The organism is Kangiella spongicola, from assembly GCF_003194565.2.
GTDB classification, from domain to species: domain Bacteria; phylum Pseudomonadota; class Gammaproteobacteria; order Enterobacterales; family Kangiellaceae; genus Kangiella; species Kangiella spongicola.
Map to the genome: position 1 here is coordinate 54,143 of NZ_QICH01000002.1, position 22,850 is coordinate 76,992.

Below are 22,850 nucleotides of genomic sequence, written 5' to 3' on the forward strand. Positions count from 1 at the left end.
TCTGTTGTAGTTAATTCAAACGATTAAAATTCATTAAAGTGGTCTTTAGCAGACTCGATATCGGCTGCAATTTGCGCTTTCAGTTCGTCTAAAGAAGCAAACTTTTTCTCATCTCGCAGTTTAGCGATAGGTTCAACGCGCAGACGCTCTCCGTAAAGGTCGCCAGTGAAGTCCAAAAGGTGCACTTCGAGGCGCTCAGGGCTCTGTTTTACTGTCGGTTTAGTACCGATATTCGCTACTGCCGCCCAGCGTTTATGACCTTTATCTTGCGCCAAACTAGCACTTATACCATACACCCAAACCGCATACACCCCCTTTAAAGGACTTTTCAGTCTTTTCAGTGGGATATTCGCCGTAGCAAAGCCAATTTGACGGCCTTGTTTATCGCCGTGGCTTACTTTGCCTTCGATCTGATAGGGCTTATTGAGGTAACGTTCCGCGAGCTGAAACTGGTTATTGGCCACCGCCTCTCGCACCAGACTGCTACTAACCCGCAGGGACTGACCATCGACTTCTAACGTTACGGACTGATTGGCTTCTACTGTAAAATGTCCCGCCCCGCGACTTTTCAACATCTCGAAATCGCCTTGACGCTTATAGCCGAAACGGAAGTCATCGCCTATAAATAGATGTTGTACATTGAGTCTATCGATCAAAACGCGCTGAATAAATTCCTCAGCGCTGAGTTCAGCAAATTCTTGATTAAAACGAAAACACAAGACGTAATCCACGCCCAGTGCTTCTAATGCTTTGACTTTATCGGTCAATTTAAAGAGTCGAGCTGGAGCCTTATCTGGACGAAAATATTCTTGTGGATGTGGCTCAAAAACAATGACCACACTGGGTAAATCAAAGTCCTTTGCCTTGCGAGTTAAGCGCTCGATGATGGTTTGATGACCTACATGTACGCCATCGAAATTACCAATAGTCGCCACACAGCCCTGCTGAAACAGTGCTTTAGGACAATTATACAGACCACGCAATAGACGCATTTTATACTAAGATTCCAGTGAGGCTGATGCCAAAGCCGGCAATTATAGCGGACTATGGAGCAAGAATTAACCACAAATCGTTGATTGAGCCAATAGAAACGTTAAATCCTAAGTACAGTGACTACGAGTGGCTTGCTAACCTTCTCCAAATCGGTGACTATATCTCAAATCAATAACATAGAGAGCACCATGAAAAACACTTTAAAATTCTTATCTAGCTTTATTTTAGCAACTCTGATCACCGCTTGTGCCTGCAGTAGCTGTGCGCCAGCGCCTGAGCTTGAGGATATGATGAGCAAACAAGAAGTTGACTTCTTTCGCTTAGTAGAATCCATGTGTGGCGAAACATTCGTTGGCGAGTCCGTTTATCCTGAAGATCCTGGTCATGATTTCGCTGGTAAAAAGCTAGTCGCTACTATCGATTACTGTGACCATCGTCAAATTCGTATTCCTTTCACAGTGGGTGACGATGCATCTAGAACATGGATCCTAACCGTGACCCGCCAAGGTTTACTATTTAAGCACGATCACCGCCTAAAAGATGGCTCACCTGATCCGGTGACGAATTATGGTGGCTACTCTGCAAGCTACAAAGATGAAGCCGTTACCGCAACTAAGCATTTTTTCCATGCTGACGACTTTACCGCCGAGCTTATTCCTGATGCAAAAACAAACGTGTGGATGGTAGAAGTTGATCCTGAGAATAAAGAACTGACTTACTACTTAGAAAGACACGGTAAGCCACGTTATAAAGCAGTATTACAATTAAAAGAATAAATACACCATTGAAAATCCCTGCTTTTGCAGGGATTTTTATTCTCATCTATCGTTGAATCTTAAAGTCTTTAGGCCTTAGCCCCATTAAGACCAACAAAATCCCGTAAACAGCTACAGTGCCGACAATAATAACGCTTATCATGCCAATCGCTTCGAAACGCGTCCACGACTGCCACTGGTCGATACTAAAGTCTGTGTACCAAAGCCCTAAGAGCAACAAACCACTGGCCACGACTAATTTTAGAATCCAAATTTTACTCTTGCTTGATAACTGCAATTGACCGTTTTTATGCAAATAGCGGTACAAAAAGATTGCGTTGATAAAAGCTGAAACACTCGTAGCGATGGCCAAACCGACGTGACCAAAAGGCTTAAATAGCGCCAAGTTCAAAATTATGTTGCTGGCGATGGCAAACAAAGCAATTTTGACCGGAGTTTTAGTATCTTGGCGCGAGTAATAGCCTGTTAAAAAGACTTTCACCATCATAAAACCGATTAATCCAATCGAATACGCCTGTAAACTTTGACCCGCTTTAAACGAATCTTCAGGCGTAAAAGCACCATGTTGAAACACGCTAATCATAATCGGTTCTGCCAGCCAGAAAAGACCAATACCCGCAGGAATACCGATCATTAGCACCATGCGTAAACCCCAATCTAGAGTGCCTGAAAAGTGCTCCATATCTTTTTTTGAGAAGTACTTAGATAGGGTTGGCAATAATACCGTGGCAATGGCGATCCCGAAAATCCCTAGTGGGAACTCCATCATACGATCTGAATAATACAACCAAGCAATACTACCCTCTTCTAGGAATGACGCAATCTGAGTATCGATCAAGAGATTAATTTGGCTCGCAGAAGCACCTACGATGACAGGAATCATTAGTTTAATGATGCGCTGAACCGCTGTATCTTTCCATGCCCATTGCGGTTTAGGCAGATACCCAGCTTTCCACAAGAAAGGAAAGTGCAGGAATAATTGCAAAGCGCCAGCGATAAAGATTGCCCAAGCTAATGCTACGGTTGGCTGCTCCATAGTTGGCGCCCACACAATCGCCGCCGCAATTATTGATAAATTTAACAAGATAGGAGCGAATGCTGGAACCGCGAACTTATCCAAAGTGTTTAGCACCGAGCTGTACATCGCCACTAGAGATATAAAAAAGATATAAGGAAAGGTTATTTTTAAAAGGTCGCTGGCTAACTGAAACTTGTCCGGGTCGCTAAGAAAGCCTGCGCCAAATAAAGCAATAACGCCTTGAGAGCCAAGCACGCCAATAACCGTAATAATGGCCAAGAAGCCACCCAGCGTTCCTGAAACTTTGCTCAGCAAAGAAACCGTCTCAGCCTTGGTGCGGTTCGAATAATATTCTGAAAACACAGGTACAAAGGCTGTGGCGAAGGCACCTTCACCGAACAGACGCCTTAGGAAATTAGGGATTTTCTGTGCAACAAGGAAAACATCGGCCTGACCACTAGCGCCTAGCAAATTCGCCAAAACAACGTCTCTAGCGAGCCCCATAAAGCGCGAAATCATGGTCCAAAAACTGACGATGGTGCTGGATCGTAAAAGACTGGCCATATTACTGAAGTATCTTCCTAAAAGGTGTTATAATGTCGCTCTTATTGTGCGCAAGTTTAAGCGATTAAAGGCTTAGTCACCATAGAAAAGACTAAAAAGCCTTAAAATTGACAGAATTATACTGATTTTAGCTGTTTTCGCTTGATACAAAACTCGAAAACAGGTATATTTCGCGACCTTAAATTTGTGATTATTGTTTTATTAACCAGTTGTTAGGAGTTCACCTTGGCTAACATTAAATCTGCCAAAAAACGTGCTCGTCAAGCTGAAGCTCGTCGCAAGCACAACGCAAGCCGCCGCTCAATGATGCGTAGCTATCTTAAAAAAGTCGTATACGCTATTGAAGCAGGCAACAAGAAGGATGCACAAGCTGCATTTGAACGTGCTATTCCAGTGATCGATGCGGCCACTACTAAAGGCCTTATCCACAAGAATAAAGCTGCACGTCATAAGAGCCGTTTAAACGCTCGAATTCAAGCGCTATAATCTGAGCTTGAAGTAGCAAAGATTCTTGAAGCCGCTATCGCAAGGTAGCGGCTTTTCTTTGTGTTTACGATTTATTTTCTTCATACAGCTTGATTAAAGTGGTTACTCCACTAGCTACCAGCTCAAGCTCATCTTTATCCGCCAGTTCCAGAATCTCACTTATCCACTTCTGCTGTTGCAACCTCACAGCATCCACTACCTGCTGACTTTTGCGTGTAGGGGCAACGAAAACCACTCTTTGATCGGTTTTTGAGCGCGACTTAATAACAAACCCCTGCTTTTCTAGTGCCTTAATGGTTCTCGTAATAGCCGGAGCACTAACCGCTTCTTGCTCAGCCAATTGATTAATGGTTTTAGGTCCTTGCATCACTAATTGAGTAATAATTTCGAGTCGCTCGCGGGTTAAGCCAATCGACTTCTCTACTCGCTTAGATTTTTCATGGAACAGACTTAATAAATCGTATAGTTTTTGTGCAGTATCTTGTTGAAACAAAACGCTTTTATCCTAAATGAATTGTGGCGACTTCGCCTTAGTTTTTTTATTTAACCACAGTTAATTAAGCTCGTCATTAATAAAAACTAATTGCACCGCCATATTATAGTTTTGTTCAATTAATAATCTGAGGTCGAACCAGTTGACAGAACAGAATTCTCCAGTAAAATGCGCCCCACTTAATACCATTTATAGTACCAATATGAGAATTTCAATTTTAATAGCGCTAATCGCCAGTCTGGCATTAAGCACTCTAGCACAGGGGAAAGTGACTCCAGAACAAGCAGCACGATTAACTCAAGATCTAACGCCAATGGGCGCTGAGCGTGCGGGAAACAAAGAAGGTACAATCCCAGCATGGACAGGTGGCATTCAGCAGATCCCAGAAGATTATGAGCCGGGTGAACATCATGTGGATCCATACGCGGATGAAGAGCCTTTATTAGTTATTACTGCTAATAACTACCAGGATTATGCCGCAAACTTGTCGAGTGGGCAGATTGCGCTTTTAAAACAATACCCTGACTATAAGATCAAAGTGTACCCAAGCCATAGAAGTGCCTCATTCCCACAGAAAATCTATGACTTTACTATTAAAAACGCCACAAGAGCTGAGTTGACGCCTGATGGTGCTGGATTAAAGAATGCAGGTGTTGGTGTTCCCTTCCCTATCCCAGAAAGTGGTTTGGAAGCGATTTGGAATCACTTAACCCGTTACCGTGGTGAGTCTATTAAGCGTCAGTATATCCAAGTCACTCCACAGGTTGATGGTAGCTATAACCCTGTTAAATTTGAACAGGAATCTTTGCAGTATTACGCGCAAGAGCACCCTGAGAAAGATAACTTCCTATTCCTTTACAAACAGCGCATCACTTCGCCATCAAGCATGGCCGGTGAAGTGTTATTGGTTCACGAAACCGCTAACCAGGTTAAAGACCCACGTCGTGCATGGCGCTATGATCCAGGTCGTCGCCGTGCTTTTAGAACCCCTACTGTGGCCTATGACGCACCAGCTTTAGCTTCTGACGGCTTATCTACGATTGATAACTTTGATATGTTCAGTGGCTCGCCAGATAAGTACAACTGGGAGCTTAAGGGCAAAAAAGAATTGTTCGTACCTTACAACGCTTACCAATTACACAGCGATCAACTGAGTTACGACGATATTGTTCGCCCTGGCCACATTAACCAAGAATTCGCACGCTATGAGCTACACCGCGTATGGGTTGTGGAAGCCACGCTAAAAGAAACCAAAGACAACATCTACAGCCGCCGTACTTTCTATCTAGATGAAGATAGCTGGCAGGCGCTTATAGTAGACCACTATGACGAACAGGGTGAACTATGGCGCGTTGCTGAAGCTCACGCACTTAACTATTATGAAGTGCCTGTACTTTGGACAACGCTAGACGTTATTCATGATTTAAAAGCGAAACGCTACATCGCTTTTGGTCTAGATAACCAAGAAAACATGTATGACTTCTCTAAAAGCATGAACTACCGTCAGTTCACGTCTTCAGCATTACGCCGAGAAGGTCGCTAGAAAACAGAAATGTCAGATACTAAAAAGCCACTCAAATGAGTGGCTTTTTTATGTGTTTAAGTCTTTTTAGACTCCAAAGTCAGCATATATAAAACCCCGATAATCCCCAAGGGCACTAAAGCAAAAAGCTGCCACCAGCCACTGTAGCCAGCGTCATGCAGTCTTCTCGAACCAACAGCTAACAACGGTAATAATATAAGAACTCCCGCTATCGAGGCTAGTGCTGGACTAATGAGTGTGCATATCGCCATACTTACAAAACAGAATGCAAAAAATAACCAGTACTGAGGCCGCGATGCTTTACCATCAAACTTGCTATACTGAGCAAAGCTGTCCTTTATAACTTCGATCGTTGACTCAATCGGCAGCTGCTCTCTGTTTGTTCCTGCTTTTGCTTCTTCAAGTAGCATCTCAGAAATTTCAACATCAAAAGCTGAAGCTAAAGACTTAGCTGACTCCATCGAAACTTTTCCCGTCGCTTCAATTCTTTGAATAGTTCTGACCGTTAAACCGCTGACAGTAGCCAGTTGTTCTTGCGACCAGTGCTTCGACATCCTCAATTGCTTTAGTTTATAGGTATCAATTCGCATGACAGACTCATATTAGCCATATTAGTAATCAATACCATATCTAAAAGTTAGACATTGAACCACGAAAAATAAACGAAACGATAACGAAAAATGGACGAAATACGCTATACCCACAAACAAAGAAGCCGCTTTCAGCGGTTCTTTTGTTCAGTGGTTCAAACTTACTTTTTATCGTCTGGGACTTGGCTAGGATCAACGTACACTACTTCAACGCCGTCATCATCCATATCTTCATCCCATTCAGGTTCTAAGCCCTCGAAAGGGTCCTCTTCAACCTCATCCATCGAGCCAGGTTCTGGCCAGTTAAACTCGGTTTGCGTCTTCTCTGCTTCGATCTTACGAATTTGTGGATGCTCAATCAGGTAGTCCATAATAGCATTACAAATCTCACGCGTTCCTTCTTTTTGGATTGCAGACATCTTAAATACAGGCCCATCCCACTGTAACCGCTCAATCATATCATCCATCTTGGCCTGACTTTCTTCTTCGCTCATCAAGTCAGTTTTGTTAAAGACCAGCCAAACCGGCTTATCCTTAAGCGAAATATCCTTACTCTCGCTGTACTTATACAGCTCATTCATAATATCGTTAAAGTTTTCCACCGGATCGGACTGATCGAACGGCATTAAATCGACGATATGCAAAAGAATACGAGTACGCGCTAAGTGACGTAAAAAGCGAATACCAAGACCTGCACCTTCCGCCGCACCTTCAATAACACCTGGGATATCGGCTACAACGAAACTTGATTCAGTATCGATACGAACCACACCGAGATTAGGAATTAAGGTCGTGAAAGGATAATCCGCCACTTTCGGCTTAGCCGACGATACGGCACGAATAAAAGTCGACTTACCGGCGTTTGGAAGACCAAGTAAACCCACATCAGCAAGTACTTTCAATTCTAACCTAAGCTCACGCAACTCACCCGGAGTACCGTGTGTTGCCTTACGCGGAGCACGATTAATCGAGCTTTTAAAACGGGTATTACCTAAACCGTGGAAGCCGCCTTTCGCAACTAACAACTGCTCTCCATCCTTAGTTAAATCGCCAACAATTTCGCCAGTTTCTTTGTCGGTAATCTGTGTTCCAACAGGTGCTTTTAGGACTAAATCCTCACCTTTAGAGCCAGTCATATTACGGCCTTGACCGTTTTCACCTCGTGTCGCTTGATAAAAGCGCACATAACGGTAGTCCACTAAGGTGTTCATTTCTTCATCAGCAACAATGTATACATTACCACCATCGCCGCCATCACCGCCGTCAGGGCCACCCCGAGCAACGTATTTCTCACGGCGGAAACTGACGATACCGTTACCGCCATCGCCTGCTTTAACTTTAATGGTTACTTCATCTACAAATTTCATAAGACTTTTTCATCGTATTACTGAGAGTCATTGCCTAACGACTCAGAAAGTGAACAGTTAACGGACTTTTTAACAATAAAAAATCAATAAATTAACCGATATTGTATCAGTTTAAGTTGTCTCGCCCTTCAACTTCAATGATTGGCGACCTATCAAACTTAAAATCTCTGCAGTAAGCTTATCAACACAGACCTAAACTTCAACATTGTTAAAGATACTTATTATGGCCTCTTCAACAAAAAAGCCCCAGCGATGGCTGAGGCTTTTTCTAAAACTCAAGCTTGATTAAGCTTCGATAGAAACAGTACGACGATTGTTTTTACCTTTAACTTCAAACTTAACTTTACCATCAACTTTTGCAAAGATTGTATGGTCACGGCCAAGACCTACACCGTTACCAGGGTGGAACTTAGTACCACGCTGACGAACAATGATGCTGCCCGCGCTTACTTGCTCACCACCAAAGCGCTTAACACCAAGGCGTTTACTTTCGGAATCGCGGCCGTTACGAGTACTACCACCAGCTTTCTTATGAGCCATCGTTTACTCTCCTTTCATCAATTCTTTAGCTTGATCGATCCAGTTTTCACGCTCGATACGACCTTTGAAGCTTAATTCTTCGTCAAAGTGCTCTACGTCTTTCGCAGTCCACTCAGCGATTTGTTTAAATGTAGTGATACCAGCTTCGTTTAATTTCTTAACGATAACTGGGCCTACGCCTGATAATTTAGTTAAATCATCACCGTCAGTTTTTGCTGCAGCTTTTTTCGCTGGAGCTTTCTTAGCTGGCTTTTTCGCGCCATCTAGAGCAATACCGTTAATTTTCACTTCTGTGAACCATTGACGGTGGCCTTGACGTTTCATGTGATGTTTACGACGCTTGAACTTAATGATGTTCACTTTCTTAGCACGACCGTGGTTAACGACTTCGCCTGAAACCACAGCACCAGCTACTACTGGAGTGCCTAGAGTTACGTTATCGCCGTCAGCGACCATTAAAACGTCTTCAAAATCGATTGTTGCACCAGTTTCCGCCTCGATCTTCTCAAGACGCACTACCTGGCCTTCTTTTACGCGGTGTTGCTTACCACCACTTTTAATTACTGCGTACATATTGATTCTCCGGTTATAGACCCTCTTATATATCTCAACAAGAAGGTTAATATGTATTGCTCAATGGCTTTCATATTTGAGGGCGCGAATTTTAAGCGAAATACGCCCGTAAAGCAAGGATTTAAGCCGATAAAACCTTGAATAATGGATTTAAAGCCTAAATCGAGCTGGATCATACCAAATGCCAATGGGTTCGGCGACTCCTATCCTAAAAATATCACCATAAAAGCTTGACCCAAGGCGCCAGCCTCACTAGGATTGCCAAGCAATTATTGTAAAGCCGTTGGCAGTATTGCTGTGATAGATGCCCTACAGGTAATCATCTCAACCTCTACGTCATTTAAGGCAATCATTAAAAAATACCAGCTGCAATTTAATTTTAAGGTAGACAATGACACTCGACAATATTCGTGCCTTGGTTGAATCTGACTTCCAGGCAACAAACCAAATGATTCTTGATCGCCTCAAGTCCGATGTGGTTTTGGTGGATCAAGTGGGCCATTATATTGTTGCAGCTGGCGGTAAGCGATTGCGCCCTATGCTGGTACTTTTAGCTGCAAAGTCAATGGGTTATAAAGGCAGTGACCACTCCAAGTTAGCCGCTGTAATCGAGTTAATACATACTTCTACCCTGCTCCATGACGATGTGGTTGACGAGTCGAGTATGCGTCGCGGCCGCGAAACGGCTAACGAGCTGTTTGGCAACCAAGCTTCTGTACTTGTTGGCGACTTCCTTTATAGCCGCTCATTCCAGATGATGGTTGAAGTGGACAATATGAAGGTTCTTAATATTCTAGCCAATACCACCAATGAAGTGGCAGCTGGCGAAGTATTACAGTTGATGAATATTAACGATCCGAAAGTCAGCGAAGACTCTTATTATCAAGTTATCGAACGCAAAACAGCGATTCTTTTTGCAGCAGCGACCCAATTAGGCGCTGTCTTATGCCAGGCTCCCGAAAACGTAGAACAAGGCCTGCGTGATTATGGCTTGCAGCTTGGTATCGCGTTCCAACTCATTGACGATGCGCTCGATTATGCTTCCGATGCTGATGATATGGGTAAGAACGTTGGTGATGACTTAGCCGAAGGTAAGCCAACTCTGCCACTAATTTACGCCCTCGCACAATCTAATGAATCTGATCAAGCCCTTATTCGAAAGGCAATTGAGCAAGGTGGCCTTGACGACTTAGATGAAATTTTGAGCATCGTTAAAGCTACTAATGCTATTGAATATACCTACCAAGCGGCTGAGAAAGCCGTTGAACGTGCTATTAATGCATTAGCGCCTCTACCGGATTCTGAATATAAAACAGCCTTAATAGAGTTAGCAAAGCTTTCACTGGCGAGAAACTCTTAGTTTATAAGAGCAATTTAGATATTAAGTACGAGCCTCTGTTAGCAGAGGCTCGAGCATCTTCAAACAGACCTTAACAAGCACCTATCTTTCCCTAAGACCCGACAAACTTGGATAAAATGAATTCATCAGTTCACTAACAGTTTGTCAGAAAAATCAATCTCGTAAAAATTTCTGACGAAATAATTCAAATAAGTTTCATTTAGCCTCGCCACTACCAATATTTTTTGGCATAATTACGTGCAATTTTCAAATAGCAAATTGTTATTAACTACTGCACTGCAAAGTAGAGCTTTGCGAACGAGGAGTAACTCACATGTCCCGCGATGTTGACCTGAGCCAATACGGCATTCATTCAGTCCACGAAATCGTTTATAACCCGTCCTACGACACTTTATACGAAGAAGAAACCCGAGATGACATTAGCGGCTACGAGCGCGGCACTGTCACTAACATGGGTGCTGTTTCGGTAGACACTGGTATTTTCACTGGTCGTTCACCAAAAGATAAGTATATCGTCGAGGATGATATCACTCGTGATACTGTTTGGTGGTCAAAAAACGGCGTTAACGATAACAAGCCAATCTCTCCAGCCATCTGGAGCGACCTAAAAGAAACGGTTACTGAGCAATTATCAGGCAGTCGTTTATTCGTTGTCGATACGTTCTGTGGCGCAAACGAAGATACTCGCTTAAAAGTACGCTTTATTACACAAGTTGCTTGGCAGGCACATTTTGTTAAAAACATGTTCATTCGCCCTACTGAGGAAGAACTACAGGACTTTGAGCCTGACTTCGTAGTCATGAACGGCTCTAAAGCTGTGAATGAGAAGTGGCAAGAACATGGCTTAAACTCTGAAAACTTTGTTGCTTTCAACCTTACTGAAAAAATTCAGTTGATTGGCGGCACTTGGTATGGCGGCGAAATGAAAAAAGGTATGTTCTCAATGATGAACTACTTATTGCCGCTAAAAGGTATTGCTTCGATGCACTGTTCAGCGAACGTTGGCAAAGATGGCGACGTGGCAATCTTCTTCGGTCTTTCTGGTACAGGTAAAACAACCCTATCGACAGATCCAAAGCGTGCGCTAATTGGTGATGACGAGCATGGTTGGGATGACAACGGCGTCTTTAACTTCGAAGGTGGTTGTTACGCAAAAACCATTAACCTTTCTGAAGAAAACGAGCCAGACATCTTTAGAGCTATCCGCCGTGATGCTTTGCTAGAGAACGTTGTGGTTGATAAGAAAGGCAATATCGACTTCGATGACAACAGCAAAACTGAAAACACTCGTGTTTCATACCCAATTTACCATATCGATAACATCGTTAAGCCAGTGTCTAAAGCGGGCCACGCGAACAAAGTTATCTTCTTAAGTGCTGATGCATTTGGTGTCTTACCACCTGTTGCTAAGCTAACACCAGAACAAACTCAATACTACTTCTTATCGGGCTTTACCGCTAAGCTAGCCGGTACTGAGCGCGGTGTTACTGAGCCGACTCCTACCTTCTCATCTTGCTTTGGTGAAGCCTTCCTAAGCTTACACCCAACTCAGTACGCAGAAGTTCTAGAGAAGCGTATTAGCGATGCTGGCGCGGAAGTTTACTTGGTGAACACGGGCTGGAACGGTACTGGCAAGCGTATTTCTATCAAAGATACTCGCGGTATCATCGATGCCATCATGGATGGCTCTATCGAAAACTGTGAATTTGCTAACTTGCCTTACTTTAACCTAGCGATCCCAACTGAGCTTAACGGTGTCGACACTGGTATCTTAAACCCTCAGGATACATACAGAGATCCTGCTGAGTGGGAAACTAAGGCGAAAGAACTAGCAGCAATGTTTATCAAAAACTTCAATCGTTTTGCTGATAACGAAAAAGCTGAAGAGCTGATTAAAGCAGGTCCTAAAATTTAAGGACTGTTATAATCTAAACCTTAGATATTAAAAAAGCCGCTATCTAGCGGCTTTTTTAATGCTTCGATAACAATAACAAAATGCTAACGAGTCAATTGCCCATAACTTTTAAGGGCGCTGGTAGACCAGCGCTAAACGGGATTTATCAGGGCTTAGGGCGAGTCGAGTGATGCCATCAACATCAAGTGACGATAAGTCTGCTAATTCTTTTGTCTCAGCAGAGCTCACCATAAACAGCTTAGAGCCTTGACCAACAATAAGATGCTGACTATCAACCCATACATAATCTTGCACACCTTGCGGCAAATTCAACTCGAGAGAGCTGATAGCGCCATCTGAGGTTAGAGCATATAACTGATGGATTCCATCTTCTTCCTTAGAAAAGGTGATGACGTTATTAGCAACGGTTTCAAAGCAGCGTCCAATCTGCTCTTCTAAAACCAGTGGTTGCTGCTCTGACTCAGTGTCCAAGATCTGTAAAGTCATAACATCACCTAGGACAAAAACAGCAGCTTTAGTCGGCTGAAGCCATGCAAAATAGCCAACAGGCTCAATATCGCTTCTTAAGACTTCGTGAGCTTTTGCTTCACTATTAAACAAACTTAAGTGCTGCTCACCTTCTGGGTTTACTCTAACGGTCGACAAAAAGTCGGCATTGTAAGGCGTTGGTGAATATTCGCTAATATCTTCTGTCTGAGTGACGTTAATTACATCCTTACTATCGATATCGAATTTAAATATATCCGTCTGTAGCCCTTCACCACCAGCTTTATCTAGCTGGCGCGTAAAATAAAGACTCTTCCCATCAGGCCCAAACTTTGGCTGATTATCATAACCAACGCGTTGTGTGACGTGAGTTGGCTTGAGCTCGACTCGATATTTAGCATCGATGCCTTTGTGTAAGGGCAACATCATAATATCTTCTGAGTTGGCATCACTAACACCGGCTAAGGTGAAGCTAAGAGTAATACCAAGAGACAAGCCTATAGTTTTAATAATATGAGTAGTTACCATCTAGCTGTCCTCAAGGGCGCTGCTTGAGCTATAACAAACAATAGTATCGCCCGCTTGCTTGTCGCCGACTGCTTTTTGTAAAGCTAATCTGTGCTCAGTGAAGTTGAATGGAGCGTCTGACTGAATCGCGTAATGACGAACATTCTCAGAGACTAGAACTTGTCCTGAGTCAGCCATCGCCTCAAGGCGGGCAGCAAAGTTGATAGCATCGCCTTCAATATCCAACTGCTCAGTAATTTCATTGTGAGTAATTTTAACTTCACCAATATCTAAACCGATCCGCAGAGTAAAGCCAGCTCCCGCCAATACACGTTGCATCATAGCTGCGCAGTGTAGCGACTGCTCAACAGTCTGGAAGGTCGCTCTTAAAGAGTCGCCTTCCATGTTTGGGTAACTAGCATTCCATTTTTTAAGAACCGGCTTTAGAAGCCCTCTGAACAATGATAACTTATCGGTTCGTTCTTCTTCGCTCCAGTTGGAAAAACCTTTTAAATCCGTAAATAACACCGCTAAACGACGTGTTTTCGCATCACTATCGATTTCCGACAGTTCTAGTAACTTAGGCCAGTATTTATCTTTTATCGCCTGTAATGACTCACGAATTTCAAATTGCAGACGTCGCTCTGACTGCAGGCTTATTTGAATCGACTGCAATTTGTCGGCTTCTTGTTGCAAACTAGACTCAAGAACCGATGGATTTAACCCCCCCGTATCTTCCACTACCAATATCGCTCGGGTGTCGCCGGGCTCGTTGCGGATATCACGAATGCGTAGCTTACAGCCCCAATAGCTTGCCTCAAGGTGCTCAATAAGGAACGGCAAGGTTGCCAAATCCTGATAAGACAACATACGCTGGTAGCGCAATGTAAAGGTAATCTTATCGGAAAACAGTTTCTCAAACTGATGTGGCGAATAGTGCGTAAAGTCGCGACCGCGCTGATCCCAGCTAGCGTGTGAGCATTCTATATTCCGAATCGACCAACCCTTGGTTTGAACCTGCCACAATTTACTTGAACTGAGTTTGGCTCCGTCTAAGTTTGCTTTGCTTAAATTGGCGCCACGCAAGTCAGCACCTTGGAAGTTAACTTTCGAAAGATTAAATCCAGTAAGATTCTGTGAGGCTAAATTCACATTACTCAGGTTTGCACCTTTCAGCGCCACACCATCGATACTGCAACTAGAGAGATCCACATCGGAAAGGTTCGCCCCAGTAAGGTTGGTATCGCGCAAATTCACCCGCTCCATTTTAGAGCCAATGAGTTTTGCGCCCTGCATATCGAGACCTTCGAGATTTTGACCGCGTAAATCGGCGCCACTTAGGTTTGCCTCACGCAAATCCTGACCTCTAAGATCATGATCGCGTAAATCCACGTTCGATAAATCGGTGCGATAACAGATTGCTGTTAGCAAGTTAGCATGCAACAGATTTGCATGACTTAGGTTTGCTTGATTCAGATTCGCTGCGATTAATTTCGCATTCGATAAATTACAATAACAAAGGTTCGCATCAGTAAGATTACTGGCGATAAGAACGGCATTTTTCAGATCCGCATAAGCAAGGTTTGTTCCAACAAAACTTGCTTCCGACAAGTCACAATCAGACAAGTCTAGGCCACGCAAATCTAAACCATCAAAAACCACACTTTCTTTTGGGTTATCTTTGCGCCAGCGATTCCAAGCATCGGCACCTTGTACCAATACATCATAGAGTTCTTCGTTTGCTTCACCCATACGAGCATTATCCTCATAGCTCTTCAGACCACTCTTCTTTATACCATAGTTAAGTTATTGAAAACAGTACGCCTGAGGCTTTTGCTTGTACTTCAGAATCTTATTTGTACAATAACTTTTTTAGCATTGGATTAAGAATTATGACTGAACACAACAAACACCCGTTTGAGCAGTTTCGTGCTGAACGTGAAGCAGGAAATGCAAAAGCTTTAGACACGGATAGTTTGCTCATTAAACGCTTTTTTGGTTTGGACAAAACGGCTTATGGCGAAGGCAAGTTGGACAGTAAAACTAAGGAGTTGCTGGGCTTGGTGGCTTCGATGGTTTTACGTTGTAATGATTGTATTGATTACCATTTGGAGCAGGCGGTTAAGCAGGGCTGGAATAAAGAAGAAATCGATGAGGCGATGGGCGTTGCTATGCTAGTTGGTGGCTCAATTGTGATTCCTCACCTTCGCCATGCCAAAACGAGCCTAGAGTTTTTGTTCAACGAGCAAGCTCAACAACAATAAGCGGTAATCAACAGCCTATTATAATTCTAACACTTGCTTAACGAAGGGAATCGTTAAGCGGCGCTTAGCCTGCAAAGACGCATGATCTAACTGCTCAAGCAGTTCAACTAAATGGGGTAAATCCCGCTGCTGGCGAGACAATAAATAAGTCGCTACTTCTTCACTCAGTTCTAAACCGCGTTCTTTAGCTTTAGTTTGTAGAAAACGTCGCTTGTCGTCATCGGATAACGGCTGAATGGCATGAATTAACATGGCACTGAATCGAGATTTCAAGTCTGCCAAAGCAAACTCAAGATTTTGCGGTGACTGATTGGCCGCAATGATAAAGGTTTTGCTCTGCTCTTTTAATTGATTGTAGAGGTTGAAAAAAGCGGTTTCCCAGGCTTTATCACCCAGACAATGTTCAATTCCGTCAAGACATACAGCATCAAAACCTGCGAGACCATCAACCATTGCCGGCACCAATTGCTGATTATCTAAAGGCAAATAGGCAACGAGCTTTTGTGGGAATGCTTCAGAAAAACGGTGGGTAAAGGCTTGCAATAAGTGTGTTCTGCCGGTTCCCGCTTCACCATAGACAAAAATAAAATCGCTTTGTCCCTGCGCAGTCTGTTGCAGCATAGATACTAATTGTGAATTCGCCTCACCGCCAGCAACAAAATTACCAAAGGTTGATTCGGCTTTTATTTCGATATCGAGAGGTAATTGCTGCATTTAGTGATTATTATTCCGTCGTAAGGTTATTTTCTTAAAATTTAATGGCGAATATGGTGCTGGTTGAAGTACCAATCGACTTTACTCTGCGGCGCTTTTATCAGCAACTTTAGCTTTTGTGGCAAGTGAATCGGCTTTTACCGTCTTACCCCTTGCTCGGTAATGACAAACACCAAGCCATGAATAATGAATACCACTAATAATACAGGTTAGGATTACTGAAATTTCAAGGGTATCAATCAAAGCCAGTGGCAACTTAAACCAAGCCAAGTGAACCAACACCAGTAGCACTAGCAAAATCATCAGTGCAGTATTCCACTTTGAGATCAGACTTGGACGCATCTCATAAGGACCGACAAGGTAATGATAGCTAGTGGCGCCGCCAACAATAAATAAGTCGCGGGCAGTTGAAACCCAGAACAGCGTCCAGGAAAGCTGTCCTTTCATAACTAATAACAATAATGCCACAAACAATAGTATTTTATCGGCTAAGGGATCGGTTATAGAACCGAAGCGGCTTTGCCAGTTAAAACGTTTTGCCAATAAGCCATCCAAACCATCTGAAATACCTGCAATCAAAAAGATCACAAGGGCCGCGACATAGTCTTGGTGCCATGCAAAATATGCGAACGGAATGATTAACACCACCCGCATCACAGTAATAATGTTCGGAATTGTACTTAAGCTCATGTTTTATTAACTTATTGTTATATTACGGCGTGCCCCACACAAAGTGGAAGTCACCCCTTAATTTTCGGGCATTATTCTCATCAAAACCCTCGCCATAACCATCACCATATCGATCGTCATAGCCGAAGCCAGACTCAGACCGCTGCAGATTATTCCCTATTTTTATTGCTTCGATCAAGTTTTGCGGTGAAGTTAATGACTCTACTTTAAATAAGACCGTATCTTTAGATACTTCAATGGCGCTAGCAGAGCGCACCATGCTCAATGAATTGAGGTGCTTTTGAATCCGTGCGAAGGTTGCGAAATCTGTAATATTTTCAACAGAAACAAGTACTTCCTGAGCATCCTCAGAAAGCACTACGGCTAATTTAGAGGCTAAAGAATTGGCCACTCGATGGACCGCAGCTTGGATGGCTTCGTAAGACGTAAGACCACTGGTGGAAAAACTTTCAGTGCGACCGTTCATTCTCACCAGCCAGCGCCCTTGCCATTGGCTATTAGTTTCGAGTAGCTGCCCTGCGACCCAGTAATCTCGAGCATAGCGTTTGCTAGCTTCATCGATTGAGGATTCAACACGCCCCCAAACATCTGACGTTTCTAGCGCCATTTGATCATCAATATCCATCATTGGCAAAGTCACCGGCAGACCACGACTTTCGGTGGCAATCATTAAGCCAGCATTAATCAATTGACTTTCTTCGCTAGCAACTTGGCGCTTTGTATCGTCACCATAGGCTATCCAAAATAAGCCTGACGGTCTTTCCTCGCCCCAAATAGGCAAAGATGCCGACTTCAAAAGCTCTAATATTGAGCGTCGATCAAAAGTAGCTTTCAGTAATAAAGGTTTCTCATAAATCATCTGCTCGGCAGCCGACAGCCTTTGATACGAATAACGACGCAGATAATCCTCGGCATTGGCTAAAGCCGACTGAATAACTGGCGAACGAGAAACATCTCGGCTACCACTTGCCCGAACCAAGGCTTGCAACAAACTCTCAGCAATCGCTTGATGTCGAGCAGCGCTTGATTGATCTTGTACAGGCCATGCGCCAGTATAGAGATTTTGTACTCGCTCAGCCTTAGATGGCGCGTTAAAGCCCATTATGGCAACAACAAAAAATACCGCGATTATCGCTTTAATTCGCGAATTCAACATGTTCGTTTCCTACTGATGATTATTGAATTATTAGCTATTGTGTAGAAGCTGGATTACCCCAGGCTACACCATGCTTTGTCTGACTATTCCTAGGAATACTAACACCTAGAAGCTCTAATCACTTGAAAAACCTATAAAACTTATATACGACAATACCATTTCTGGCTATTTTATCAGCTTTTCAGCCAGAGGCTACAAGTTGCTACTCAATCTTTAACTTTATTACGCTTCTTGCGTACCCTTGTTTATTTAACTTGGTCAAAAAATAACACTCGAAGCCATGCTCATGGTTAATTATACTTGCACTAACAACAACCAGCGACGACTCATAACAATGTCACTAATGACTTTCGACGATATTCAACAATCAACCGATTTAATCATCAGCGAATCCCAAATTGACCAAGCTATAGAAGAGCTGGCTCAGCAGATCAATCAGTTTTATGCCGGAGAGCGCTTCGCCAATAAAAGTGTAACCGCCTTTTGTGTGATGAATGGTGGTTTATATTTTACCGGCCAATTAATGCGTCATCTCAAGTTTCCAATCACTTTAAAGTATTTACATGCCAGCCGTTATGGCGATAGCACTCGTGGTGCAGAGCTCAACTGGATCGTTCGACCCAGCCAAGAAGAGGTTTTTGGTAAAGACATTATTTTGATCGATGATATTTTTGACGAAGGTTTAACACTAGAAGCGATTTATAAAGAATGCGAAGCGCTAAAGCCCAACAGTATCAACTCTGTTGTGTTAGTCGATAAACAGCACCACCGTAAACCGCAAAGTGGTTTTCAGCCTAACTTTGTCGGCCTAGAGGTCGTCGACAGATACATTTTTGGCTGTGGTATGGACTATAAAGGAGCATGGCGTAATCTACCCGCCATTTATGCCTTGAAGGAGTAACTTATTGAAATTGTGTAAATTCTTCCAGGTAAATCGTGACTTCAATCACATAAAGTCGCCAACCCACCAGAAATTACACAATATATTGCTATGATGTTTTCAATTCAGTTTGCATTCAAGTTCAACACTTATAATGCAAAAACACTTTGGGGAAATTTGAGGATTTTAAACATGAAATCATTAACATCAATTAAGAAAACATTTACAGTCGCGGCGTTAGCGGCGATGGTTGCATCAGGTTGTACCGTATTAGACCCTTACACGGGCGAAGAAAAAACCAGTAAAGCCGTAAAATATGGTGCCGTTGGTGCTGTAGTGTGTGGTCTTATTGGCGCGACCGAAAACAGTAAGCACGCGCGTAACGCAGCCTTAGGTTGTGGTGCTATCGGTGCTGGTGTTGGTGCCTATATGGATCACCAAGAAGCTGAGCTTCGTGAAGAATTAGCGGGCACAGGTGTTGGGATTCAACGTGATGGCGACAAAATTCAGCTTATCATGCCTGGTGACATTACCTTTGATACCGATCGTCACGATGTTAGCGCAAGCTTCTACCCAGTATTAGATTCAGTAGCAAAAGTACTTTATAAGTATGTTGATACTGACTTAGAAGTTGCGGGCTTTACTGACTCAGTGGGTGCAGAAGCCTATAACCAAGGTCTATCAGAGAAACGAGCCTCGAGCGTCGCCAGTTACTTACGTCAGCGCGATATTCAGGCCAGCAGACTACACGTTAAAGGTTTTGGTGAGCGCTACCCAATCGCTTCGAACGAGTCGGCCAGTGGTCGCGCGAAAAACCGTCGTGTTGAGCTAACTATTATCCCACAAGAGCCACGTTAATCGAGCTTGAGTGTCGATATTCCATAAGAAAGTCTCTCCTACCCCTGACTTTCACCCCTAAAAGCGGCTTCGGCCGCTTTTTTCTTATATCTTTCTTCTTATCTGACTTTCTATAGTTGTCTGCATCTAGTAAAATTCGCCTTTAACTATTAAGCCATCAGTTTTAGGAAATTCCATGAGTGACAACATGAGCGATAAAAAGTCCCTTAGTTACAAAGATGCCGGTGTTGATATTGACGCGGGTAACGCCCTTGTTGACCGCATCAAAGATGTTTGTAAGAAAACACACCGCCCAGAAGTATTAGGAAATATTGGCGGCTTTGGCGCTCTATTTGATTTGCCACAAGGCTACGAAGAACCAGCACTGGTTGCTGGAACTGATGGTGTAGGCACCAAATTACGTTTAGCACTAGACTTACAAAAGCACGACACAGTGGGTATTGACTTAGTCGCCATGTGTGTCAATGACCTAATCGTACAAGGTGCTGAGCCTCTTTTTTTCCTAGACTACTACGCCACAGGCAAGTTAGATGTTGATGTCGCTGCCGACGTAGTTACTGGAATCGCTGAGGGCTGTTTACAATCAGGCTGCTCATTAATTGGCGGTGAAACTGCTGAGATGCCAGGCATGTATGAAGGCGATGACTACGACTTAGCCGGTTTTTGCGTTGGTATCGTCGATAAAAAGAAAATCATCGACGGCAGCAAAGTAAAGTCTGGTGATGTGTTGCTTGGTCTTGCCTCAAGTGGGCCTCACTCTAACGGTTATTCCTTAATCCGTAAAATTCTTGAAGTTAGTGGCGCCGATGTCAATCAAGAGTTCGACAACGGTAAAACACTTGGTGAAACCTTATTAGAGCCAACTAAAATCTACGTTAAACCACTACTTCGTCTATTTAAAGAAGTTGAGATTAAAGCTCTATCGCACATTACTGGCGGTGGCTTACAAGAAAATCTACCTCGCGTATTACCAAAAAGTGCTAAAGCAGTGGTTAACACTAACGCTTGGAGCATGCCAAAAGTCTTCCAGTGGTTACAACAGGAAGGTAATGTTGATCGCTTAGAAATGTATCGCACTTTTAACTGCGGTATTGGCATGATCCTTGTGGTTAGCGAAGAGAATGCTGAAAAAGCGAAAGATATGCTCGAAATGATGGGCGAGACGGTTTATACCGTTGGTCACATTGAAGCTCGAGACGACAACGAAGATCAAGTTATTCTATAACGGACCGACCTTTGTCAGAAAACACTACTCAAGCACCAGAAATGAAGCGCATCGTCGTTCTCATTTCTGGTAGCGGATCAAACCTTCAAGCCTTGATTGATGCTGCCGAAATGGGCGGCATCAACGGTCATATAGTCGCAGTCATCAGCAATAAACCCGATGTATATGGACTGACTCGAGCACAAAATGCCAAGATTCCAACTGAGGTTGTGGATCATACCGCCTTCGACGGTCGCCAAGCCTTTGAAGCAGAGTTAAGCAAGGTTATTAACCGTTACACTCCAGATCTCATCGTCCTCGCCGGCTTCATGAGAATCTTGAATTCAGAGTTTGTTCAGCCTTACGAAGGTAAGATGCTCAATATCCACCCTTCTCTACTTCCTAAATATAAAGGCTTGCATACCCACAGGCGTGCGTTAGAGAATGGTGACACAGAACATGGAGTTAGCGTACATTTTGTCACCTCTGAACTAGACGGTGGCCCAGTGATCGCACAACGAACGGTAAAGGTGGAAAAAAGTGATACTGAGCAAAGCTTACAAGCAAAAGTCCAACAACAAGAGCACCAACTCTACCCAGAAGTGGTCGCTCGATTCTGCAATGATCGCCTCGAATATAAAGATGGCAAAGCCTATATGGACAAGAAGCCTCTATAAAGCCTTCTTGATACCTTTTGCTACTTTACTTTTACTTCTAGCAAACACCTCTCAAGCTGCTGACGAGGTTCTTTCTGAAGGTGAAAGCTCGGCACAAAGCTTGGTCGCATTAAAGCCCTATTCTATCCAATACGACGTTATCCATGACGGTGATGACGTTGGTACAGCTTCGCGCAAACTCACTCAGCTCAGTAACGGCCAATGGCAACTGGCAATGGAATCTGATATTAGTTATTACTTTTTATCAGACAAGCGCCAAGAAACCAGTCGATTCACTGTTGAAAACAAGCAAATCCTGCCCTTAGTCTACCAGCGCCACTCACAAACAAGCATGCGCTCGGATTCAACCCTAATGCAGAATTTTGACTGGATTAATAACGTTGAGCACGGCTCATACAAGAAAAAAGAATGGAGTCAGCCTCTTAAGACAGGCTATCTCGATCAGCTGACTCAACTAACCCTTGTTAGGGAACACCTGCTGACGCAAAAGCCAATACCAGCTATCGACATTAGCTATCGCGGTAGTGTGCGCCATCATGAGTTTAAAGTCCTTGGGCAAGAAATCCTAAACACCAAAAAAGGGCTAATAAAAACGGCTAAAGTTCAGCTAAAAGAAACACAACGTGAGCGCCAGACAAACTTTTGGTTTGCCCTAGAACACAATATGATTCCGATACAGATCCAACGTATTAAGGAAGGTGAAGAACAAGCGAAACTTGTCGCCACCGATTGGAAATAGCATTACAAATAACACCAAGTTGAAATACAAGGAGATAAGGAAATGAAAAAACTGCTACTGCTAACCACTATATTATTGGCTAGCCAAGCCAGCCAACTTAGCGCTAACGACCGCAATGCGCTCAGCATCGACCGGGCGATCAGCAGTGATATCGAGTTTAACTTTCCCAATGACGATAATATTTACCCGCACAAAAGTGATTTTAAAGTGGTCAACTATGTGACCATGAGCAACGAATACGGACAGCGCAAAGTCACGGTTACGCTTCAAAATACTTCAACTGGTGATCGCATATTCGTCAGTGACCAAATAATGGCGCTTTACGCAAACGGCCACCGAAGCTCCCCCTTTGAAAAGAAGATTAGGTTTAAAGGCAAAGAAGTTCAAACCTTAACTTTGAGTTTTAGTACTAGCGAGTTTCCCATCCTACAGGTCTACACCCGCCAATAATTAGTTA

24 protein-coding genes are annotated in these 22,850 nt (G+C 43.4%); 12 read left to right on the plus strand and 12 right to left on the minus strand.

Annotated features, from left to right (window positions below; genetic code table 11):
* Positions 1–23: 23 nt before the first annotated feature.
* On the minus strand, positions 24–992 hold the full coding sequence (ribF, locus tag DL796_RS05840; protein ID WP_110200783.1) for a bifunctional riboflavin kinase/FAD synthetase: 969 nt from the start codon (positions 990–992) through the stop codon (positions 24–26).
* Positions 993–1,181: 189 nt separating this feature from the next.
* Between ribF and DL796_RS05845 the strand changes: the two genes are divergently transcribed.
* Positions 1,182–1,769 carry a hypothetical protein gene (locus DL796_RS05845; protein ID WP_110200784.1) on the plus strand — a complete coding sequence of 196 codons (588 nt, stop codon included), beginning with the start codon at positions 1,182–1,184 and terminating at the stop codon, positions 1,767–1,769.
* A 46-nt stretch (positions 1,770–1,815) separates the two neighbouring features.
* Here the strand turns inward: DL796_RS05845 and murJ are convergent, their stop codons facing one another.
* Positions 1,816–3,351, minus strand: a complete 1,536-nt coding sequence (gene murJ / locus DL796_RS05850) for a murein biosynthesis integral membrane protein MurJ (RefSeq protein ID WP_110200785.1) — start codon at positions 3,349–3,351, stop codon at positions 1,816–1,818.
* Positions 3,352–3,576: 225 nt separating this feature from the next.
* Between murJ and rpsT the strand changes: the two genes are divergently transcribed.
* A complete protein-coding gene (rpsT, locus tag DL796_RS05855; RefSeq protein ID WP_110200786.1) occupies positions 3,577–3,837 on the plus strand; it encodes a 30S ribosomal protein S20 in 261 nt (86 codons plus the stop codon).
* 64 nt (positions 3,838–3,901) lie between these two features.
* Here rpsT and DL796_RS05860 read toward each other — a convergent pair whose 3' ends face one another.
* Positions 3,902–4,330: a MarR family winged helix-turn-helix transcriptional regulator gene (locus tag DL796_RS05860; RefSeq protein ID WP_110200787.1), complete on the minus strand. Its 429-nt coding sequence runs from the start codon at positions 4,328–4,330 to the stop codon at positions 3,902–3,904.
* A 202-nt stretch (positions 4,331–4,532) separates the two neighbouring features.
* On the opposite strand from DL796_RS05860, the gene DL796_RS05865 reads away from it, so the two are divergent.
* Positions 4,533–5,873, plus strand: a complete 1,341-nt coding sequence (locus DL796_RS05865; protein WP_110200788.1) for a DUF1329 domain-containing protein — start codon at positions 4,533–4,535, stop codon at positions 5,871–5,873.
* 56 nt (positions 5,874–5,929) lie between these two features.
* Here DL796_RS05865 and DL796_RS05870 read toward each other — a convergent pair whose 3' ends face one another.
* From DL796_RS05870 to rplU, 4 genes are all read right to left on the minus strand, one after another.
* On the minus strand, positions 5,930–6,463 hold the full coding sequence (locus DL796_RS05870; RefSeq protein ID WP_110200789.1) for a DUF805 domain-containing protein: 534 nt from the start codon (positions 6,461–6,463) through the stop codon (positions 5,930–5,932).
* A gap of 161 nt (positions 6,464–6,624) precedes the next feature.
* Complete coding sequence (cgtA, locus tag DL796_RS05875; RefSeq protein WP_110200790.1) at positions 6,625–7,830, minus strand: Obg family GTPase CgtA; 1,206 nt, start codon at positions 7,828–7,830, stop codon at positions 6,625–6,627.
* Positions 7,831–8,115: 285 nt separating this feature from the next.
* Positions 8,116–8,370: a 50S ribosomal protein L27 gene (rpmA, locus tag DL796_RS05880; RefSeq protein ID WP_110200791.1), complete on the minus strand. Its 255-nt coding sequence runs from the start codon at positions 8,368–8,370 to the stop codon at positions 8,116–8,118.
* Between the two features lie 3 nt (positions 8,371–8,373).
* Positions 8,374–8,943, minus strand: coding sequence for a 50S ribosomal protein L21 (rplU, locus tag DL796_RS11835; RefSeq protein WP_110200792.1), 570 nt, complete (start codon positions 8,941–8,943; stop codon positions 8,374–8,376).
* 391 nt (positions 8,944–9,334) lie between these two features.
* Here rplU and ispB point away from each other — a divergent pair, with 391 nt between their 5' ends.
* On the plus strand, positions 9,335–10,303 hold the full coding sequence (gene ispB / locus DL796_RS05890; RefSeq protein ID WP_110200793.1) for an octaprenyl diphosphate synthase: 969 nt from the start codon (positions 9,335–9,337) through the stop codon (positions 10,301–10,303).
* 313 nt (positions 10,304–10,616) lie between these two features.
* On the plus strand, positions 10,617–12,218 hold the full coding sequence (gene pckA, locus DL796_RS05895) for a phosphoenolpyruvate carboxykinase (ATP) (RefSeq protein ID WP_110200794.1): 1,602 nt from the start codon (positions 10,617–10,619) through the stop codon (positions 12,216–12,218).
* Between the two features lie 108 nt (positions 12,219–12,326).
* Here the strand turns inward: pckA and DL796_RS05900 are convergent, their stop codons facing one another.
* Both DL796_RS05900 and DL796_RS05905 read right to left on the minus strand, forming a co-directional pair.
* Complete coding sequence (locus tag DL796_RS05900) at positions 12,327–13,232, minus strand: TolB-like translocation protein (RefSeq protein WP_110200795.1); 906 nt, start codon at positions 13,230–13,232, stop codon at positions 12,327–12,329.
* On the minus strand, positions 13,233–14,963 hold the full coding sequence (locus DL796_RS05905; protein WP_110200796.1) for a pentapeptide repeat-containing protein: 1,731 nt from the start codon (positions 14,961–14,963) through the stop codon (positions 13,233–13,235). It abuts the gene before it with no gap.
* Between the two features lie 140 nt (positions 14,964–15,103).
* On the opposite strand from DL796_RS05905, the gene DL796_RS05910 reads away from it, so the two are divergent.
* Positions 15,104–15,475, plus strand: coding sequence for a carboxymuconolactone decarboxylase family protein (locus DL796_RS05910; protein ID WP_110200797.1), 372 nt, complete (start codon positions 15,104–15,106; stop codon positions 15,473–15,475).
* Between the two features lie 18 nt (positions 15,476–15,493).
* On the opposite strand, the gene hda is transcribed toward DL796_RS05910, so the two are convergent.
* From hda to DL796_RS05925, 3 genes are all read right to left on the minus strand, one after another.
* Complete coding sequence (gene hda / locus DL796_RS05915; protein WP_110200798.1) at positions 15,494–16,189, minus strand: DnaA regulatory inactivator Hda; 696 nt, start codon at positions 16,187–16,189, stop codon at positions 15,494–15,496.
* Between the two features lie 81 nt (positions 16,190–16,270).
* Positions 16,271–16,879 (minus strand): CDP-alcohol phosphatidyltransferase family protein, encoded by a 609-nt coding sequence (locus DL796_RS05920; protein ID WP_110200799.1) that lies wholly within the window; start codon positions 16,877–16,879, stop codon positions 16,271–16,273.
* 22 nt (positions 16,880–16,901) lie between these two features.
* Positions 16,902–18,035, minus strand: coding sequence for a DUF2066 domain-containing protein (locus DL796_RS05925; protein WP_110200800.1), 1,134 nt, complete (start codon positions 18,033–18,035; stop codon positions 16,902–16,904).
* Positions 18,036–18,369: 334 nt separating this feature from the next.
* Between DL796_RS05925 and DL796_RS05930 the strand changes: the two genes are divergently transcribed.
* The 6 genes from DL796_RS05930 (at position 18,370) to DL796_RS05955 (ending at position 22,843) form a co-directional block, all read left to right on the plus strand.
* On the plus strand, positions 18,370–18,936 hold the full coding sequence (locus DL796_RS05930; RefSeq protein ID WP_110200801.1) for a hypoxanthine-guanine phosphoribosyltransferase: 567 nt from the start codon (positions 18,370–18,372) through the stop codon (positions 18,934–18,936).
* A 171-nt stretch (positions 18,937–19,107) separates the two neighbouring features.
* Entirely contained in the window at positions 19,108–19,773 is a 666-nt protein-coding gene (locus tag DL796_RS05935) for an OmpA family protein (RefSeq protein ID WP_110200802.1), read from the plus strand.
* A 187-nt stretch (positions 19,774–19,960) separates the two neighbouring features.
* The gene (gene purM / locus DL796_RS05940; RefSeq protein WP_110201333.1) at positions 19,961–20,998 is read left to right on the plus strand and encodes a phosphoribosylformylglycinamidine cyclo-ligase; all 1,038 of its coding nucleotides are present in this window, start codon (positions 19,961–19,963) and stop codon (positions 20,996–20,998) included.
* Between the two features lie 41 nt (positions 20,999–21,039).
* Positions 21,040–21,654 carry a phosphoribosylglycinamide formyltransferase gene (purN, locus tag DL796_RS05945; protein WP_110200803.1) on the plus strand — a complete coding sequence of 205 codons (615 nt, stop codon included), beginning with the start codon at positions 21,040–21,042 and terminating at the stop codon, positions 21,652–21,654.
* Complete coding sequence (locus DL796_RS05950) at positions 21,620–22,393, plus strand: DUF3108 domain-containing protein (protein ID WP_227592999.1); 774 nt, start codon at positions 21,620–21,622, stop codon at positions 22,391–22,393. Before purN ends, DL796_RS05950 begins: the two co-directional genes overlap by 35 nt.
* Before the next feature lie 42 nt (positions 22,394–22,435).
* A complete protein-coding gene (locus DL796_RS05955) occupies positions 22,436–22,843 on the plus strand; it encodes a hypothetical protein (RefSeq protein WP_110200805.1) in 408 nt (135 codons plus the stop codon).
* Positions 22,844–22,850: the final 7 nt, after the last annotated feature.

Excerpts from the sequence above, each read along its gene's own strand:
- purM (WP_110201333.1), top strand. The coding sequence starts at position 19,961 with ATGAGCGATAAAAAGTCCCTTAGTTACAAAGATGCCGGTGTTGATATT.
- DL796_RS05905 (WP_110200796.1), bottom strand. The coding sequence starts at position 14,963 with ATGGGTGAAGCAAACGAAGAACTCTATGATGTATTGGTACAAGGTGCC.
- rpmA (WP_110200791.1), bottom strand. The coding sequence starts at position 8,370 with ATGGCTCATAAGAAAGCTGGTGGTAGTACTCGTAACGGCCGCGATTCC.
- DL796_RS05870 (WP_110200789.1), bottom strand. The coding sequence starts at position 6,463 with ATGCGAATTGATACCTATAAACTAAAGCAATTGAGGATGTCGAAGCAC.
- DL796_RS05935 (WP_110200802.1), top strand. The coding sequence starts at position 19,108 with ATGAAATCATTAACATCAATTAAGAAAACATTTACAGTCGCGGCGTTA.
- ribF (WP_110200783.1), bottom strand. The coding sequence starts at position 992 with ATGCGTCTATTGCGTGGTCTGTATAATTGTCCTAAAGCACTGTTTCAG.
- DL796_RS05955 (WP_110200805.1), top strand. The coding sequence starts at position 22,436 with ATGAAAAAACTGCTACTGCTAACCACTATATTATTGGCTAGCCAAGCC.
- purN (WP_110200803.1), top strand. The coding sequence starts at position 21,040 with ATGAAGCGCATCGTCGTTCTCATTTCTGGTAGCGGATCAAACCTTCAA.
- rplU (WP_110200792.1), bottom strand. The coding sequence starts at position 8,943 with ATGTACGCAGTAATTAAAAGTGGTGGTAAGCAACACCGCGTAAAAGAA.
- hda (WP_110200798.1), bottom strand. The coding sequence starts at position 16,189 with ATGCAGCAATTACCTCTCGATATCGAAATAAAAGCCGAATCAACCTTT.
- murJ (WP_110200785.1), bottom strand. The coding sequence starts at position 3,351 with ATGGCCAGTCTTTTACGATCCAGCACCATCGTCAGTTTTTGGACCATG.
- DL796_RS05900 (WP_110200795.1), bottom strand. The coding sequence starts at position 13,232 with ATGGTAACTACTCATATTATTAAAACTATAGGCTTGTCTCTTGGTATT.
- ispB (WP_110200793.1), top strand. The coding sequence starts at position 9,335 with ATGACACTCGACAATATTCGTGCCTTGGTTGAATCTGACTTCCAGGCA.
- cgtA (WP_110200790.1), bottom strand. The coding sequence starts at position 7,830 with ATGAAATTTGTAGATGAAGTAACCATTAAAGTTAAAGCAGGCGATGGC.
- DL796_RS05920 (WP_110200799.1), bottom strand. The coding sequence starts at position 16,879 with ATGAGCTTAAGTACAATTCCGAACATTATTACTGTGATGCGGGTGGTG.
- DL796_RS05845 (WP_110200784.1), top strand. The coding sequence starts at position 1,182 with ATGAAAAACACTTTAAAATTCTTATCTAGCTTTATTTTAGCAACTCTG.
- DL796_RS05950 (WP_227592999.1), top strand. The coding sequence starts at position 21,620 with ATGGCAAAGCCTATATGGACAAGAAGCCTCTATAAAGCCTTCTTGATA.
- DL796_RS05865 (WP_110200788.1), top strand. The coding sequence starts at position 4,533 with ATGAGAATTTCAATTTTAATAGCGCTAATCGCCAGTCTGGCATTAAGC.
- DL796_RS05925 (WP_110200800.1), bottom strand. The coding sequence starts at position 18,035 with ATGTTGAATTCGCGAATTAAAGCGATAATCGCGGTATTTTTTGTTGTT.
- DL796_RS05910 (WP_110200797.1), top strand. The coding sequence starts at position 15,104 with ATGACTGAACACAACAAACACCCGTTTGAGCAGTTTCGTGCTGAACGT.
- pckA (WP_110200794.1), top strand. The coding sequence starts at position 10,617 with ATGTCCCGCGATGTTGACCTGAGCCAATACGGCATTCATTCAGTCCAC.
- DL796_RS05930 (WP_110200801.1), top strand. The coding sequence starts at position 18,370 with ATGTCACTAATGACTTTCGACGATATTCAACAATCAACCGATTTAATC.